The organism is Methylobacterium sp. J-068, assembly GCF_022829445.1.
Taxonomy (GTDB): Bacteria; Pseudomonadota; Alphaproteobacteria; order Rhizobiales; family Beijerinckiaceae; genus Methylobacterium.
In genome coordinates this window covers 195,587-211,188 of sequence record NZ_JAKSXY010000061.1, presented here as the reverse complement: position 1 = coordinate 211,188, position 15,602 = coordinate 195,587, and the positions used below count along the sequence as shown (strand labels likewise).

At 71.1% G+C, this 15,602-nt stretch carries 16 protein-coding genes; 4 read left to right on the top strand and 12 right to left on the bottom strand.

Translation table 11 applies throughout. From position 1 onward, the window contains the following. Positions 1 to 123: 123 nt before the first annotated feature. The 9 genes from MKK54_RS08415 to MKK54_RS08375 form a co-directional block, all read right to left on the bottom strand. Entirely contained in the window at positions 124 to 564 is a 441-nt protein-coding gene (locus MKK54_RS08415; RefSeq protein ID WP_244010327.1) for a hypothetical protein, read from the bottom strand. Positions 565 to 701: 137 nt separating this feature from the next. Beyond that, positions 702 to 1,487, bottom strand: coding sequence for a lysophospholipid acyltransferase family protein (locus MKK54_RS08410; RefSeq protein WP_244010326.1), 786 nt, complete (start codon positions 1,485 to 1,487; stop codon positions 702 to 704). 227 nt (positions 1,488 to 1,714) lie between these two features. Next, complete coding sequence (gene ggt, locus MKK54_RS08405) at positions 1,715 to 3,466, bottom strand: gamma-glutamyltransferase (RefSeq protein WP_244010325.1); 1,752 nt, start codon at positions 3,464 to 3,466, stop codon at positions 1,715 to 1,717. A gap of 1 nt (position 3,467) precedes the next feature. Next, entirely contained in the window at positions 3,468 to 3,974 is a 507-nt protein-coding gene (locus MKK54_RS08400; protein ID WP_244010324.1) for a hypothetical protein, read from the bottom strand. A gap of 5 nt (positions 3,975 to 3,979) precedes the next feature. Beyond that, on the bottom strand, positions 3,980 to 5,281 hold the full coding sequence (rlmN, locus tag MKK54_RS08395) for a 23S rRNA (adenine(2503)-C(2))-methyltransferase RlmN (RefSeq protein WP_244010323.1): 1,302 nt from the start codon (positions 5,279 to 5,281) through the stop codon (positions 3,980 to 3,982). A 286-nt stretch (positions 5,282 to 5,567) separates the two neighbouring features. Then, positions 5,568 to 5,984, bottom strand: a complete 417-nt coding sequence (locus MKK54_RS08390) for a hypothetical protein (RefSeq protein ID WP_244010322.1) — start codon at positions 5,982 to 5,984, stop codon at positions 5,568 to 5,570. Between the two features lie 69 nt (positions 5,985 to 6,053). Beyond that, positions 6,054 to 6,785 (bottom strand): uracil-DNA glycosylase, encoded by a 732-nt coding sequence (locus MKK54_RS08385; protein ID WP_244010321.1) that lies wholly within the window; start codon positions 6,783 to 6,785, stop codon positions 6,054 to 6,056. Further along, on the bottom strand, positions 6,785 to 8,305 hold the full coding sequence (locus MKK54_RS08380; protein ID WP_244010320.1) for a bifunctional metallophosphatase/5'-nucleotidase: 1,521 nt from the start codon (positions 8,303 to 8,305) through the stop codon (positions 6,785 to 6,787). The genes MKK54_RS08385 and MKK54_RS08380 overlap by 1 nt, the downstream gene beginning before the upstream one ends. A 111-nt stretch (positions 8,306 to 8,416) precedes the next feature. Beyond that, positions 8,417 to 9,370, bottom strand: coding sequence for a class I SAM-dependent methyltransferase (locus tag MKK54_RS08375; RefSeq protein ID WP_244010319.1), 954 nt, complete (start codon positions 9,368 to 9,370; stop codon positions 8,417 to 8,419). Positions 9,371 to 9,526: 156 nt separating this feature from the next. Here MKK54_RS08375 and hemH point away from each other — a divergent pair, with 156 nt between their 5' ends. From hemH to hisG, 3 genes are all read left to right on the top strand, one after another. Continuing rightward, positions 9,527 to 10,594: a ferrochelatase gene (gene hemH, locus MKK54_RS08370; RefSeq protein ID WP_244010318.1), complete on the top strand. Its 1,068-nt coding sequence runs from the start codon at positions 9,527 to 9,529 to the stop codon at positions 10,592 to 10,594. Positions 10,595 to 10,755: 161 nt separating this feature from the next. Beyond that, positions 10,756 to 11,982, top strand: coding sequence for an ATP phosphoribosyltransferase regulatory subunit (locus MKK54_RS08365; RefSeq protein ID WP_244010317.1), 1,227 nt, complete (start codon positions 10,756 to 10,758; stop codon positions 11,980 to 11,982). Further along, entirely contained in the window at positions 11,975 to 12,955 is a 981-nt protein-coding gene (hisG, locus tag MKK54_RS08360; RefSeq protein WP_244010316.1) for an ATP phosphoribosyltransferase, read from the top strand. The genes MKK54_RS08365 and hisG overlap by 8 nt, the downstream gene beginning before the upstream one ends. Positions 12,956 to 12,991: 36 nt before the next feature. Here hisG and MKK54_RS08355 read toward each other — a convergent pair whose 3' ends face one another. Further along, positions 12,992 to 13,342, bottom strand: coding sequence for a lysozyme inhibitor LprI family protein (locus tag MKK54_RS08355; RefSeq protein ID WP_244010315.1), 351 nt, complete (start codon positions 13,340 to 13,342; stop codon positions 12,992 to 12,994). Between the two features lie 198 nt (positions 13,343 to 13,540). Here MKK54_RS08355 and MKK54_RS08350 point away from each other — a divergent pair, with 198 nt between their 5' ends. Further along, entirely contained in the window at positions 13,541 to 14,020 is a 480-nt protein-coding gene (locus MKK54_RS08350; RefSeq protein WP_244010348.1) for a hypothetical protein, read from the top strand. Between the two features lie 93 nt (positions 14,021 to 14,113). On the opposite strand, the gene MKK54_RS08345 is transcribed toward MKK54_RS08350, so the two are convergent. After that, positions 14,114 to 14,731, bottom strand: coding sequence for a Maf family protein (locus MKK54_RS08345; protein WP_244010314.1), 618 nt, complete (start codon positions 14,729 to 14,731; stop codon positions 14,114 to 14,116). A gap of 13 nt (positions 14,732 to 14,744) precedes the next feature. Continuing rightward, the gene (locus MKK54_RS08340) at positions 14,745 to 15,575 is read right to left on the bottom strand and encodes a pyruvate, water dikinase regulatory protein (RefSeq protein ID WP_244010313.1); all 831 of its coding nucleotides are present in this window, start codon (positions 15,573 to 15,575) and stop codon (positions 14,745 to 14,747) included. Positions 15,576 to 15,602 lie beyond the last annotated feature (27 nt).

Below are 15,602 nucleotides of genomic sequence, written 5' to 3'. Positions count from 1 at the left end.
CAGGGCGTCCGGGATCGTGCCGCTTGACGACCGCGCCCCGACGACACGGCGTATGTCATCGGGGTGGACCTGGAAGCAGTAAGATCGCCAGACGCCCAGGCTGTATCAAACCACAGCAAGCCCTCAGGTACAGGAAACAGTCTCGCTGCCGAGATCGGCGACGATCGCCTCACGCTCGGCCTCGTCCTCGGCCAGGCGGTGGACATGCATCTCGGTCGCGCCCCTGTGGCGCGCCCGCGCGATCCAGTTGCGGTGCAGGCGCTCGCGCGGGCTCTGGCCCGCGGCGGCCACCGAGATCAGCTCGCCGATGCCCGAAGCGTCGCGGCGCACCGCCATCACCACCGCCTCGCCCATGTCGTCCAGTTCCGGCTCGGCCAGTTCGTGGATGCCGACCACGTAGCGGCGGCCGGAGCGTCCGCGCCACGCGCTCAGCACCAGGGCGGGGGTGCCGCGCAGGCCGGCCGTCGTCCTCAGGCGTTCCTCGCGCACGTCGCGTCTCCGGGCTCGATCGTCCTTCAGGTCGCGGAGTGCGGCCGACCAGGACAGGGCTCTCTTGTTCGCCATTTGTTCCAGATTAATCTTAACGTTCCGTTGGCGTCAAGGACGACGCCTCGCGTCCTTTCAGATGGGGATGGGACGAGTTATCCACAAGCGATGATGCGACGCGAAAGACGCGTCGGACCCGCTTCGTCCGGGCGTCCTCAGGCGACGCGCGACCCGGGCCGCTCCGCCTGTCCGGCGGGCTCCGGAACCGTGTGACCCCGCGCGGCGAGTTCGGCGCGGCCGGCCGCGAGGAGCGCGTCGGAGGCGGTCTCGATCCGCTCCTGCACGACCTCGAGGAAGCGGACGCGCTCGAGACCCGGCGGGACGGGCGCGAGGAATTCGATCACCGCGTTTCCGGGCCGGCGTACGAGGCTGCGGCGCGGCCAGTGCAGGCCCGTATTGAGGGCGATCGGCAGGCAGGGGACGGCCAGCGCGACGTAGAGATGGGTGATGCCGAGCTTGTAGGCGGGTGGCGCGCCGGGCGCGCGGCGCGTGCCTTCGGGGAAGATGATGAGCTGGCGGCCGTCGCGGATCGCGTCGGCCGCGGCCTCGTTCATCGCGCTCATCGCCCGCGTGCCCTTGCTCCGGTCGATGGCGACCATGCCGGACCGGGAGAGGTACCAGCCGATCAGCGGGATCCAGAGCAGTTCGCGCTTTAGGATGTAGGCGAAGTCCGGAAAGGCCGTGACGAGGGCCAGGGTCTCCAGGGCGGATTGGTGCTTGGCCGCCACCAGGAGGGGACCGGGCGGAATGTTCTCGACGCCCCGGAACTCGACCGTGATGCCACCCAGGACGTGCAGCAGCCGCAGGGTGAGGCGCCCCCAGAACTGCGCCAGCCGGATCACCGCCCGCCGGGAGACGAGGGTCGGCAGGCCGGCGACCGCGATGACCGTGGTGACGGCGTAGAAGGCGAGGTTGAACGCGAACGAACGGACGAAGAGCATCGAAAACCCGGATGAGACAGCCCGGAACGGGGCGCGACCCATCTCCCCTGTAGCGTGCGCCGCCGCCGCAGGCCATCCGAACGCGGGACTGCCTCGCGGCGCATGACAAATCCGCTCGATCCCTTCGAAATGGCGGATTCGAGCGTCACCCAGCCGCCGCGCGGGCGTTGCTCGGCGCAGCGCAGGCTTGCCGAGACGGGGTCCGCTTCGATCGAGCGGACCCCGTCTCAGTAACCGTCGGCCAGCGTCCCGCGCTGGCGCGGGTCGGCGGCCCCCGCGAGCAGGCCGTCGCCGGCCTGGATCGAATTGGCTGAGCCGGAGGTCGCCCCGACCTTGATCCGGTGGCCGCGTGCGCGCAGCAGCGCCAGGGTATCGGGCGAGAGTCCCTCCTCGGCCATCAGCACGTCGGGCTGCCACTGATGGTGGATGCGCGGCGCGGCCACGGCCTCGGCGAGGTTCATGCGGAAATCGAGGACGTTGACGATGACCTGGAGCACCGTGGAGATGATGCGGCTGCCTCCGGGACTTCCCGTCACCAGCACCAGCTTGCCGTCCCGGAACACGAAGGCGGGGGTCATCGAGGAGAGCGGCCGGGCGCCGGGGGCCACCGCGTTGGCCCGGCTACCGACGAGGCCGTAGGCGTTGAGCGCGCCGGGCTTGGCCGAGAAATCGTCCATCTCGTTGTTCAGGAGCACGCCGGTGCCCTCCGCCACGAGGCCGAGCCCGTAGGAGAAGTTCAGCGTGGTGGTGTTCGAGACCGCGTTGCCGGCGACGTCCACCACCGAGAAATGCGTGGTCTGGTCGGATTCGAAGGGCAGGGGATCGCCGGCCTTGACCTCCGTCGCCGGCCGGGCGCGGGCCGGATCGATGGCGGCGCGCAGGGTGTCGGCATAGGGCTTGGCGATCAGGCCCTCCACCGGCACCTGCGTGCGGGCGGGGTCTCCGAGCCAGGTGGCGCGGTCGGCATAGGCCGGCTTCATGGCCTCTGCCAGCGTGTGGAGCGCATCCGCGCTGCCCGACCCCATGCGGGCGAGGTCGAAGCCCTCCAGCACGTTCAGGATCTCGATGAGGTGGATGCCGCCCGAACTCGGCGGCGGCATTGAGGCGATGGCGTAGCCGCGATAGGTGCCGCGCACGGGCTCGCGGAGGATCGGACGGTAGGCGGCGAGATCCTCGGCCGTCATCACGCCGCCGGCCGCGCGCACGGACGCGGCGATGCGCTCCGCGATCGCGCCCGTGTGGAACGCGTCCGGCCCGGACTTGGCGATGGCCGCCAGCGTGTCGGCGAGGTCCGCCTGCACCAGGCGCTCGCCGCGCTGCAACGGCCTGTCGCCGGCAAAGAAGATCCGTCGCGAGGAGGGCCAGCGTCCGAGCAGGCCGGCGGCGCGGGGCAGCGAATCGGCCAGACCCGCCTCCACGGGAATGCCCTCGCGCGCCAGCTTCTCCGCCGGGGCGATGAGATCGGCCAGGGTGAAGCGGCCCGAACCGTAGATCCGGTGCGCCTCGGCGAGCCCCCGGACCGTGCCGGGCACGCCCACCGCCTTGCCGCTGCGGGTCGAGGCCGCGCGGTCGGGCTCGCCTCGAGCGTCGAGGAACATGTCGGCGCGGGCGGCGGCCGGGGCGGTCTCGCGGTAATCGAGGGCGACGGTCTCCTCGCCGGTCGCCCGGTGGATCATCATGAAGCCCCCGCCGCCGAGATTGCCGGCACGCGGCAGGGTCACGGCGAGCGCGAAGCCCACCGCCACGGCGGCGTCGACGGCATTGCCCCCCGCCTTCAGGATCGCGACCCCGACCAGGGTCGCCCGCGCCTCCTGCGAGGCGACCATGCCGTGAGCCCCGAGCACCGGCAGCAGGCGCGCATCGTCGGACTGGATCGGCGGCGGTTCGGACGGCTCCCCCTGCGCCTTCGCCGGCCCCGAAGCGGCGAGGACCAGGGCGAGAACCAGGACAGGGGCGAGGCGCAGGGGGCGAAGCCGCATGTCAGGCGCGTCCGTTGTCGCGGGCGGAGGGGGCACCGGAATGCCGGCCGGCGATCAGCCAGTAGACGAGGCCCGAGGCCGCGCCCGTGAGGAACAGCACGGCGGTGATGCGCCCCTCCAGCATCAGCGCGTCGGGGCTCGGGCCGGTGCGGGACAGGCCGCGCGCGAACCAGGGCACCAGGGCGGTGAGGAGGCCGGTGCCCGCGCCGTACCACGTGGCGGCGCGCCAGTTCAGGACAGCCCCGAGGATCGCCACGAGGATCGGCGGCACCACGAGGAGCACGAACAGGGCGCGGGCGATGGCGGCCAGGACGAAGAGCAGGGTCTCGGGGCCGATGCCGGAGGCGAGGTCGTTCAGCCCCGAGACGAACCCGACGAGACCGAGCCGCGACAGGGTCTCGCTGGTGGCCGGGTCCAGCATCGCGCCGAAGGCCAGCACCGCCGCTCCGCACGGGATCGCCAGGACCAGCGCGAGGCCGGCGACGAAGAGGTGCCCGAGAAGGCGCACCCGTTTTAGTCCTCGTCGCCGTCGTCGGCGCCCGCATAGACGCCCTCGGCGCCGATGCCGTCCTCCAGCATCATCCGGGCGCGGGCGCGCAGCTTCTCGGTCTCGCTCTTCAACTGGCCGCAGGCGGCCAGGATGTCACGACCGCGCGGGGTGCGGACCGGAGACGCATAGCCGGCTTCATAGACGATTTCCGAGAAGCGCTCGATGCGCTCCCAGTCCGAGCATTCGTAGGCGCTGCCCGGCCACGGGTTGAACGGGATCAGGTTGATCTTGGCCGGAATGCCCTTGAGCAGACGCACCAGTTCGCGGGCATCCGCGTCGGTGTCGTTGATGCCCTTGAGCATCACATACTCGAAGGTGATGCGCCGGGCGTTGTTGAGGCCCGGATAGGCGCGGCAGGCGGCGAGCAGTTCGGCCAGCGGATACTTGCGGTTCAGGGGCACCAGGGTGTCGCGCAGATCGTCGCGCACCGCGTGGAGCGAGATCGCCAGCATGGCATGGGCCTCGTCGCCGAGGCGCTGCATCTGCGGCACGACGCCGGAGGTCGAGACGGTGATGCGCCGGCGCGAGAGCCCGAGGCCCTCCTGATCGGCCATGACGCCGACGGCGTCGACCACGTTGTCGAGATTGTAGAGGGGTTCGCCCATGCCCATGAAGACGATGTTGGTGACCTTCCGCCGGATCTCGTCCTCGCCGGGAGCGGTCGGGTTCTGCCCGGCCCAGTCGTTGAGGTGGTCGCGGGCGACGACGAGCTGCGCCGTGATCTCGGCCGCCGTCAGGTTGCGCACGAGGCGCTGCGTGCCCGTGTGGCAGAACGAGCAGGTGAGGGTGCAGCCGACCTGGCTCGAGACGCAGAGCGTGCCGCGTCCGCGCCCGGGGATGTAGACGCACTCGATCTCGGCGCCGCGATTGTGGTCGTGCTTACCCGTGGGGGCCATGCGCATCAGCCACTTGCGGGTGCCGTCCCGCGAGACCTGCTCGGTGATCACCTCCGGCCGGTCGAGGGTGTAGGCCTGCGCCAATTGCGCCTTGAGGCCCTTGCCGACATTCGTCATGTCGTCGAAGGCCTTGGCGCCGCGCACGTTGAGCCAGTGCCAGATCTGACCGGAGCGCATGCGCTGCTCGCGCTCGGACACGCCGATGGCGCCGAGACGCGCCTTCAACTGCTCGCGGGTGAGACCTACGAGAGATGAGCACCCGAGCGGCATGGCCGGAGTCTCGGCCTGGGGCTCGAAATCGGGCCGCTTCTCGATTGCGGGAACGGCGCTCGCGTCGCGCCGGGCGGTGTCGAACGACGCCGTCGCCATGATCTTGGGTAACCTTCGGACTTGGAATGGGTCCGATATAGGCGATTCAAGGCCGAAACGCGAATGCGGGGCGGGGCCGCCCCGGATTCAGGGCCGGGAGCGGCGGGTGATCGCATTCGAGGCACAGTGTCATTCGGGGGCGCTGGACGGCATGCAATCTAAAAATGCCGCCGCCGGCTGAAGCGCATCGGCGCTCCTCCGTCTGCTTCCCAAGTCGGGCGCCCCGGCCCCGATCCAGCGTGACCCCTGCTTAAACGGGGTCAAGATGTTCTCTATCGGAAAACAATCACTGCGCCGGCTTCTGACCGCTCGGCGTCTCGGTGCCGGGACCTTCGGCCGCCGGCGCCGGCAGGAGGACGTTCTTGCTGACATTGCCCTCCGGGCCGTACTCGCCGGCCACGGCGATGCAGGCCTTCTCGCGGTTCAGCTGCATCTGGTTCGACATCAGGGCGAACATGGTCTGCACCCGGCCGCCGAACGGCCCGCGCGGGCCGACATCGGCGGCGCGCACGTTCTGCTTCTCCAAGAGGGCATCGAAGGCCTCGGTGCCGATCCGATAGCCGCAGACGTTGGAGGCGGCGAAGATGTAGGCGGCGAATTCCAGGGCACGCGGGGAGGGGGCGTTGCGGATCTCGGCGTGGCCCGGGACCGGCAGGGCGAGACAGGCGGCGAGGCCGGCGGCCGACAGGGAACGAACGGACATGGGAGGTTCCTCGAGCGCGGATTCTTAGACTCCGCTTAGATGCCTGAGATAGACCGTAGCGGCCCGCCGTCAAACCGATCCAGCGCTCGACCCGAGCCGCCAGTCGACAGGCGCGAGGCCCCGCGCCTCCAGCCAGGCATCGGCGGCGTCGAACGGACGCGAACCGGGGAAATCCCGCGCGCGATTGAGCGGGGAGGGATGGCCGGATTCGAGGATGCCGTGCCGGTTCCCGTCGAGGAGGGCGGCGCGGGCCCGCGCCTGCGCGCCCCAGAGCAGGAACAGGGCGGGCTCGGCGCGCGCGCAGATCGCCGCCACCGCCTGGTCGGTGAGGGCCGACCAGCCGAGCCGGAGATGCGCCCCGGCCTTGCCGGCCTCCACCGTCAGGGCGGCGTTGAGGAGAAGCACGCCCTGGCGGGCCCAGGGCGTCAGGTCGCCCGTGACGGGCTTGATGTCGGGCTCATTGAGTTCGGCGAGGATCACCTTGAGCGAGGCGGGCAGCCGTCGCGGTCCGACATACGAGAAGGCGAGGCCGTTGGCGTCGCCGGGCGTCGGGTAGGGGTCCTGCCCGAGGATGACGACCTTCACGCGCTCCAGCGGCGTCAGCGCCAGGGCGTTGAAGATGTCCGCCGGGGCCGGCAGCACGGTGGCGCCCGCCGCGATGCGGGCATCGACCTTGGCGGCCACCGCATCGGCCGCGCCGTCCGTGAAGAACGGCAGGGTGAGCCAGGACGAGCCGGAGCTTCGAAACCGCGCGAGGGCGGCGGCGACGGGCGTGTCGCGTGTCGATGAAACGGCTGGCATCAGCGAACCTGAAAGCGTCCCTCGGCGGGAGCGGGAAGCGGCGTGTTGTCCCGGATATAGGCCATGACCGCGTTGGCCACGAGCTGGCCGTCCGTCCGGCCGATCAGGGTCCGGCCGCGGGCGAGTTCGCCGTAGCCGTTCCCCCCGTCGTAGAGGAAGTTGTTCGCCGCGACCGTGTAGGTCTTCTCCGGTTCGAGGCCTGCGCCGTTCACCCGCATCGCCACGATCCGCGCGCCCACCGGGGCGGCCGGATCGAGGGTGACGACGAGGCCGGAGACGTGCGGGAAGCGGCCGGACGGACGGCCCCAATCGGCGATCGCCCCTTCGAGGAGCCCGTGGATCTGCGCGCCCGTCAGCGCGACCAGCACGACGGTGTTGCCGAAGGGCAGTTCGCCGAGGATGTCGCGCCGGGTCAGGACGGTCCCGGCCGGATAGAGCCGGTCGCCCCGGATGCCGCCGCCGTTGGTGACGGCGATCTCCGCGCCCGTCGCGGCCCGGATCGCATCGGCCACGAGGCTGCCGAAGCTCGCCTCCCGGGCGCGCACCGCGACGATGCGGCTGTCGAGGGCATCGCGGGTCACGCCCACGGCCACGTCGAGTTCGCGCGAGAGCCGGGTCTCGAGGCGCTGGACCAGCGCCAGGGTCTCGGGATCGGGCGCGACCTGGGCCGAATCATGCACCCGGAAACTCGGACGCCACGCGACGCGGCGCGTCTTGCCCGTGCCGCTCGCCTGCGCGGTGACGTCGATGGCGGTGACGTAATGTGCGTCGAAGCTCGACTCCACCATCGCGGTCCGGCCGTCGTAGCGCAGCACCAGGTCGTGGTCGTGCCCCGAGAGCAGGATGTCCACGAGGCGCGCGGCGACGATGGCCTCGTCGGTGGCGCGGCCGGTGTGGCAGATGCCCACCACGAGATCGACGCCCTCGGCTCGCAGGGCCTGGACCTCGCGCGACAGGGTCTCGATCTCGCCCTCGAAGCGCAGGTCGCCCGATTGCGACTTCTCCGGCGTGCTCGCCAGGGCGATCCCGACGAGGCCGACGCGGATGCCGCCGAGCGTCACCACCATGCGGTCGCGAAGGCCCGGGAGGGGACGGCCCTCGGCATCGCGCAGGTTGGCGGCGAGCACCGGAAACGTCGCCTCGCCCATGCGCCGGGCAAAGACCGCCGGCCCGAAATCGAATTCGTGGTTGCCCGGCACGAACACGTCGGGCGGCGCGAGGTTCAGGAGTTCGATGATGTGCGCGCCCTGATCGAACCCCGACATCAGCGAGGGCGAGAGCGTATCGCCCGCATGGGCGTAGAGCATCGGCACCCCGCGCGCCCGCTCGGCCTTCACGATGGCCGAAAGGCGCGCGAAGCCGCCCCGGCCGTCGACCTCGGCCATCTGGTAGAGATCGTTGACGAGGAGCAGGGTGAAGGTCGACTTGGGCGCGGTCGCGGCCGCCGCGCCGCCGAGGCCGGCGGTCAGACCCGCGCCGAGGCCGAGGCCGAGGGTCTGGCGGCGGTTGGCACTCGACATGGGCGCGGACTTGCTGGAGCGGGCGGCCCGAGTGCCGCCCTTCGGCCACGCCGTTCTAGGATGCGGTCGACGAAGGCGCTACGACACCCGGGCCGGAACCGGGATCGCAGCTCAGCGCGACACGAAGGTGTCGCGCACCGCCTTGGCGTTGCGGCGGAGCATCGGCCAGAGCCAGGCTCCCGAGGCCAGGAAGGCGGCCGGCGGCATGGGCTTCAGTTCCACAGCGAGGCGCTGGGCGAGGCCCGGACAGGCCAGCGCGACGGACGGCGCGTCGGTCTTGGCATAGACCACCGTGGTGTTCTCGCGTGGGTAATCCGGGTCGGGAACGAGGCCGGCGCGGCGCGCGGTGAGGTCGAAGGTCTCGCGCACGAAGCCGTGGACATGGGCGAAGTGGAAGCGCTCGTGCGGCGGCTTGCCGGTGGTGGCCATGTCGGGCACGGCGGCATAGAGCACGCCGTCGGGCTTCAGACAGCGGGCGAGGCGCTCCATCACGTCGGCCGGGTCGCGCAGGTGCTCCATCACGTGGCGGGTGGTGATCACGTCGAAATGCGCGTTCGGGAAGCGCCCGTCATCGGCATCGTCCAGCACCTCGAGGCCGTGCCGGGTGCGGGCGTAGGTGGCGTAGTCCCGACCCGGCTCGACGCCGATCGCCTCGCAGCCCCTGGCCCGCGCCTCCGCCAGGAACTCGCCGGAACCGGAGCCGAAATCCAGCACGCGGGCGCCGGGCTTCAGCTTGGGGGCCAGGAGTTCGGCGCGGGCGGCGGCCTCGCGGGCCGAGCGCTTGAGGTGGACGCGCGGCGGACCACCCGCGAAGGCGAGCTGGTAATCGGCGCGGTAGGCGTCGGCGTAATAATCCGCCAGTTCCGCCGGAGTCGGCATCGGATCGGTGCGGATCAGCCCGCACTGGGTGCAGGCGATGGACTTGAGCACCTTGAGGCGCCGGTCGCTCTCGGCCACCGTGACGGAATCCGCCGAGCCGCAGAGATTGCAGGCCGTCGGCGCCCCCGTATAGGGATACCCCGTGAAGGGCATGAAGTGGTTGAAGAAGTACCGGGGAGACGGCATGTCGCGCCTTCATCCATCGCGTGATCGCTGGAAGGCCCCGTGCTCTAGATCGATATCCCCAAGGGCACAACCTTTCCGGAAACCCCGCCTTCCGGCAACGCAGCGTCCCGACCCCGCCGACCTCAGGTGCTCCTTCGGGAGCGATACGGAAACCCGATGAACGAACGCGTCGCCCCGCCGTCCCCGCAGGATGGCCTGTCGCCCACGAACGCGCCGCTGCCGGCCGAGCATCCGCCCGTGCGCTGGGGCCGCGTCGGCGTGCTCCTGATGAATCTCGGCACGCCGGAGGGCACGAGCTACTGGCCGATGCGCCGCTACCTCAAGGAGTTCCTCTCCGATCGCCGGGTCATCGAGGTGCCGCGCCTGATCTGGTGGCCGCTCCTCAACCTCGTCATCCTGACGAAGCGCCCGGGGCCGAAGGGCCGCGACTATGCGAGCGTCTGGAACAACGAGCGCGACGAGGGCCCGCTGAAGACGATCACGCGGGGGCAGGCGGAAGCCCTGCAGGCGTCGATGGGCGATTCGGTGGTGGTCGACTGGGCCATGCGCTACGGCAAGCCGGAGGTGCACCTGCGCCTCCAGGCGCTGCTCGACCAGGGCTGCGACCGTATCCTGCTCGTGCCGCTCTATCCGCAGTATGCCGCCGCGACCTCGGCCACCGCCTGCGACCAGGCCTTCAAGGCCCTGATGCGGATGCGCTGGCAGCCGACCGTGCGCGTCTCGGCGCCCTATCACGACGATCCGGTCTACATCGAGGCCGTGGCGGCCTCGATCCGCGAGGGCCTGGCCAAGCTCGACTTCGAGCCCGAGGTGATCCTGACCTCGTTCCACGGGGTGCCGAAGAGCTACCTGCTCAAGGGCGACCCCTACCATTGCCAGTGCGTGAAGACCGGACGCCTGATCCGCGAGGCGCTGGGCTTCTCGACGGACAAGATGCGCACCACCTTCCAGTCGCGCTTCGGCAACGAGGAATGGCTGCGCCCCTACACCGACGAGACCGTGCAGGCGCTGGCCAAGAGCGGGGTCAAGCGCATGGCGATCGTGGCGCCCGGCTTCTCGGCCGATTGCCTGGAGACGCTGGAGGAACTCGACGGCGAGAACCGCCACTACTTCGAGGACAATGGCGGCGAGCATTTCGCCTACATCCCCTGCCTCAACGACACCGAACTCGGCATGCGGGTGATCGAGACCGTGGTCCGGCGCGAATTGCAGGGCTGGGTCTGACCCCTCACGGGCGGGTAAGAGTGCCTCGCAAAACTCCCGACCATCCTGGGTTCTCGCGCTGAGCACCACGGTGCAGCGGGAGTTTTGTGAGAGACACTAAGCCATCGCCAAGCGCGAGGGCGATTGCTACTAGGGCCACCGACGAGGCGGCAGGCGACACCATGACGAGACCGGAGGCAGGCGGGGGAACCGCGGGCGAACAATCGCAGGACCACCTGCGCCTGCTCGGCCATTTCCAGGGCGCCGGCTACGGCGCCGTGACCCCGCCGGTTCTGCAGCCGGTGGAGCCCTTCCTCGAATTGTCGGGGGAGGACATCCGCCGCCGCATCTTCGTGACGCAGGACGCCTCGGGGAGCGAGCTCTGCCTCAGGCCGGAATTCACGATTCCGGTCTGCCGCCACCACCTCGCCCACGCGCCCAAAGACGCGCCGTGGAAGGGCGCGCCGCGCATCGCCGATTACAGCTATCTCGGGCCGGTCTTCCGGCTCGCCGGCGACGAGCCGGACGAGTTCCTGCAGGCCGGCATCGAGTCGGTCGGGCGCACCGACACGCCGGCGGCCGACGCCGAGGTGATCGGCCTCGCCCTGGACGGCCTCGCGCTCCTCGGCCGCAGCGACGTCGCGATCCGGCTCGGCGACATGGGCCTCATCGACACGCTGCTCGACGCGCTCACCGTGCCGCCGGCCGCCAAGCGCCGGACCCTGCGGGCTCTCGCCGCCGGCCGCTCCCTCGACGCGATCACCAACGGCCAGCGCAGCGAGGATCCCCATGCGGGGCTGCTCGCGGCGATCCAGGGCCAGGACCCCAAAGGCGTGCGCGCCTTCGTGGAGGACGTGCTCTCCATCGCGGGCATCTCGCGCGTGGGCGGCCGCAGTGCCGGCGAGATCGCCGAACGCTTCCTGGGCAAAGCCGCCGCGCAGGCGAGCGGCGGCTCGGGACTGAACGCCGAGAACCGGGCGATCATCGAGCGCTACCGCGCGATCGAGGGCGATCCCGATGCGGCCGCGAGCGCCGTGCGGGACCTCGCCCGCGAGGCCGGCCTCGACCATCCGCCCCTCGATGCGGCCCTCGACCTGTTCGAGGAGCGCACCGGGTTCATGGCCGCGCGCGGCCTGCCCGTGGAGCGCTTCCGCTTCTCGGGGGGCTTCGCGCGCAACCTCGACTACTACACCGGCTTCATCTTCGAGGGCACGGCGCCCGGCGCGAAGGCCCCCCTGGTGGGCGGCGGCCGCTACGACGGGCTGCTCCAGCATCTCGGGAGCCCCGTGCCCGTCCCCGCCGTCGGCTGCGCCGTCTGGCTCTCGCGGGTGGCTGCCGACGCCTCGACCCCGAAGGACGCCTCGACCTCGAAGGACGGCTCGAACCCGAAGGACGCGCGCGTTGGCTGAACCGGATTCCCTCGTCCTCGCCGTTCCGTCGAAGGGCCGCCTGCAGGAGAACGCCGCCGCCTTCTTCGCCCGCGCCGGCCTCAAGCTCGCCCAGAACACCGGCGCCCGCGACTATCGCGGAAAACTCGTCGGCGTGCCCGGCGTCGAGGTGCGCTACCTCTCGGCCTCCGAGATCGCCGCGCAGCTCGCGAGCGGGGCGGCCCATCTCGGGATCACCGGCGAGGATCTGATCCGCGAGTCGCTGCCCGACGCGCGCGGCCAGGTGGAGTTGCTGACGCCCCTCGGCTTCGGACAGGCGACCGTGGTCGTCGCCGTGCCGCAGGCCTGGATCGACGTGCGGGCCATGAGCGATCTCGACGAGGTCGCCGCCGAGATGCGGGCGCGCCACGGCAAGCGCCTGCGCATCGCCACCAAGTACGTCAACCTCACGCGCCGGTTCTTCGCCGAGCACGGGGTCGCGGATTACCGCATCGTCGAGAGCCTGGGCGCCACCGAGGGCGCACCGGCGGCGGGCTCGGCCGAGATCATCGTCGACATCACCACGACGGGCGCGACGCTGGCGGCCAACGCCCTGAAGATCCTGGAGGACGGCATCATCCTCCGCTCGGAGGCGAACCTCGTCGCGTCCTTGTCCGCGCCCTGGGGCGAGGCCCAGCGCCGGGCGCTGCGCGCCGTGCTCGGGCGCATCCAGGCGGAGGAGCGCGCCCGCACCACCCGCGAGGTTCGCGCGGCCATGCCCGACGACGGCGACATCGATCTCGCCGGCATCGCCGCCCTGCACGATGCCGACCTTCCCTACGGCGCCCCGGAGGGACGCGGCGAGATGGTGCTGCACTGCCCCGTCGATGCGGTGTTCGATCTGGCCGACGCCCTGGTGAAGGCCGGGGCGGGCGCCGTGAACGTGCGCAAGATCGACTACGTGTTCACGCCCGACAATCCGCTGATGGATCGTTTGCTGAGCCGGCTCGGTTGATCTGTTGAGCCGGCTCAGATCGATCGACCGCAGGCGTCAGAGCGGCCCCTGCTTCGCAAACTCCGAAAACACCGCCCGCAGGGTCTTCAGCCGTCCGTCGTAGGATTGCGTCAGGCAGGCCACATCCCCCGCGCAGGCGCGGCGCTCGCTGAGCCAAGCCTCCTGGTCCTCCCGCAGCTTGGCGTTGCCGCCCATCGGCAGCATCGCCCGCAGGATCTCGAAGCGGGTCGCCATCTCCACGTCGCGGTCGTTGAGGGACAGGTGCGCGCAGATCGCCTTCTCGTCGGCGGTCTCGGCCTTGTCGCAGGAAAAGCTCGCCGCGCGGGCCGGCGCGGCGAGCGCGGCCAGGAGGAGCGCGGCGAGGAGCGGGCGGAGGATCGTGATCATGGCGGGCCTTCTCGGGACGGACGCGCGAGGCGTCGGGATCTGACGGCGGAATTGCCGACACCCTACCCGACCCCCGGCGCCACGCCAGGGCGGAGGCGTGCATCGGGCCACACGAGGTCGAGGCCGGCCGGTTCCGCTACCGGAGGGAGGGCGATTCCGCTACGTTCACCGCCCCGACCGGGGAGGCGCGAACGCATGCTGCGACGTCTGATGAAGTTCCTCCACACGATGGGGGCGACCGGCCTGATGGGCGCGATGGCGGCTTTGCTCGTCATGCTGGGGGTGGCGCCCGGCCCGAGCGCGCTGACCGGTTACGCGGCCATCCGTGGGGCCATGGACGCCGTCGCCACCTGGATCGTCCTGCCCAGCCTCGCCCTGATGCTGGTCTCCGGCCTGCTGGCGATGGCCGTGACCCGCCCCTACCTCACGGCGGGCTGGGCCTGGCTCAAGCTCGCCACCGGAATCCTGATGTTCGAAGGCGTGCTGGTCTACGTCCAGGGCCCGATGCGGCAGGAGGCGCAGGAGAGCGCTCGGGCGCTCGCGGGCCAAGTCGACCCCGCGACCCTGGCCGCCTCCCTCGGGCCGGAACGCGCCACGCTCTGGCTGCTCCTCGCGGTCGCGACGGCCAACGTCGTCCTCGGCATCTGGCGGCCCCGGCTCGTGCGGGTTTCGCGCTAGGCGGTTCCGGTCCTCACGTCCCCGCGACGGAGGATTCGGGGCTGTCACCTCGACGCGCGCGATGTCCACGCGGATCGGAACGGGAGCGGCCCCTCAGATACCAAGGAGGTTCCGAGCCCGCAGGCGTGCTAGCAAGGGCAGCAGCGGCAGGCCGAGGATCGTGGAATGGTCGCCCGCGATCTCGGAGAACAGGTGGATGCCGAGGCCTTCGAGCTGGTAGCCGCCGACGCTGGCCCGGACCTGGTCGGCGCCGACGAGGTCGACATAGGCCGCGATCGCGGCCGGATCGAGGGGCCGCATGGTGAGCCGCGCCGTCTCCACGAAGGTCTCCGCCACGGCACCGTCGACGGCCAGCGCCACCGCCGCGTGGAGCGCGTGGGTCCGTCCGGCGAGGTCCGCGATCTGGGCGCGCGCCGTGGCGAGGTCCGCCGGCTTGTGGAACAGCCGGTCGCCGCAGGCGAGCACCTGATCCGCGCCGATGACGACGCGGTCGGGGTGGCGCGCGGCGACCGCCGCCGCCTTGGACTCGGCCAGCCGCCGCGCCAGCGCCTCGGGCGCGAGCCCGGCGCAGGCCGCCTCGACGGCGCGCTCGTCCACCCCCGGCGCCTCGGTCTCGACGCGAAGCCCCGCGCTCTCGAGGAGGCCGCGCCGGGTCGGGCTGGTGGAGGCGAGCAGCAGGGCCCGGGCTCCGCGCCAGAGGGTCGCGCTCATGCCGGAATCCGCTTCACGAGGCGATGAACTTGAGGCGGTGCTCGCGATGCAGGTCGAGGATCGCGGCGGCCGTCTCCTCGATGGAACGGCGGGTCACGTCGATGGTCGGCCAGCGGTGCTTGGCGCAGAGCCGCCGGCAGGCGGCGATCTCGTCGGCCACCGCGCTGCGGTCGACGTAGAGCGAGGAATCGTCCGCCTTCAGGCTGAGGAGCCGGTTCTGGCGGATCTGCACGATGCGCTCGGGGCTGGCGAGCAGCCCGACGAGGAGGGGCTTTCGCGCGTTCTCCAGGGTCTCGGGCAGGGGCATACCGGGAACGAGGGGGAAGTTCGCGGTCTTCAGGCCGCGATTGGCGAGGTAGATCGCCGTGGGCGTCTTCGAGGTGCGGCTGACCCCGATGAGGATCACGTCGGCCTCGTCCACGTCGGGCGGCAGGTTGCCGTCGTCGTGCAGGAGCGTGAAGTTCATCGCGTCGATGCGCTTGAAGTACTCGGCGTTGAGCATGTGCTGGGCGCCGGGCCGAGCGGTGGAATCCGCGCCGAGATAGGATTGCAGCAGGGCGTGCACGGGCTGCAGCACCGAGAGGCAGGGCGAGCCGGTCTCCCGGCAGGCCGCCTCCAGCCGCTCGGTCAGGTCGTGGCCGACCAGGGTGTAGAGCACCAGGCCGGGCGCGGCCTCGATCTCGGAGATGACCCGTTCGAGCTGCGGTCCCGAGCGCACCAGCGGATAGACGTGCTCGATCGCCGAGACGCCCTCGTACTGGGCGGCCGCCGCGCGGCCGACATTGATGAGCGTCTCGCCGGTGGAATCCGACACGAGGTGCAGGTGGAAGTAGCTACGGCTCATCGAGGGGCAGTCTCCTCCGGCCCCGGG